Here is a 778-nt window from a genome sequence, read left to right as displayed (position 1 = left end):
TTGTCCGCCTTTTCCGCCTCGGCTATGACGTGCCGGAAGTGCTGGGGGTAGTCCAGCTCATAGAGATTGCCCCGTATCGTGCCGCCCTGGGTGCCGGTCAGCTCCACGGCGTAGGACAGAATACGGTCACGGGTCTGTTCCCCATAAAACTTCCATGTGTTGTATTGCCGGGTGTCCTGCAAGAATACGTCACGCTCCCGGAAACAGTACGTCCCGGAGGGCCGGGACATCCACAGCAGGGCTTTGTCCTCGGCCCTATCGCTGGCGGCGGCCTCTCGGATAATCTTTTTGTCAATCTCAAAATCGTTCTGGTAAAAGGCGGTGTTCTGGCGCATGATCTGTTCCAGGGCGGCCAGAACGTCCACGTTTTCAAACTTGTTCACGGCCTCACACCTCCAATTCCTTTGACTTCTCCCGCGCCGGTGGCTTCTTGCCCTGTTCCTCCTTGGCGGCTGCAAGCTGCGCCCGGATGGACGGCTTTTTCTGCCGCTGGGCGGTCTTGGCGCTTCTGCGCGGCTGTTTCGGCTTTTGGGCCTCCGCCTTGGTTGCCTGGGCCACGTCCAAAAGGGAAACCTGTTCCCCGGCCTTTACCCTGGCTTCCAGTTCCCCCATTGTGGGGGCGTTGTTCAGAACGCCGTCAATCATGTTGTAATTCTGCTCGGTCGTCATTTCGGCGGTCTTGATGGGGCTTTCCTGCTGGGCGGGGATAGGCTGTGTAAATTCCGGCACTTTCCGATACTCGGCCCCCTCGTCCACATAGTAGGCCGTCTGCTGGCCC

1 protein-coding gene and 1 pseudogene are annotated in these 778 nt (G+C 59.1%); both read right to left on the bottom strand.

The window, feature by feature from the left end; all coding sequences use genetic code 11:
* Window positions 1–335 (bottom strand): annotated as a pseudogene (locus tag B5F53_RS19505) (hypothetical protein); the annotation flags it as partial.
* Window positions 336–387: 52 nt separating this feature from the next.
* Window positions 388–778 (bottom strand): DUF4316 domain-containing protein (locus tag B5F53_RS19500; protein ID WP_140398290.1); only part of this gene is annotated, 391 nt, incomplete at its 5' end.

The sequence above is a fragment of the Blautia sp. An249 genome (assembly GCF_002159835.1).
Classification (GTDB): Bacteria; Bacillota; Clostridia; order Lachnospirales; family Lachnospiraceae; genus Blautia_A; species Blautia_A avistercoris.
Note: the sequence above shows the minus strand (reverse complement) of the source record. Positions and strands in the feature narration are given on the sequence as shown.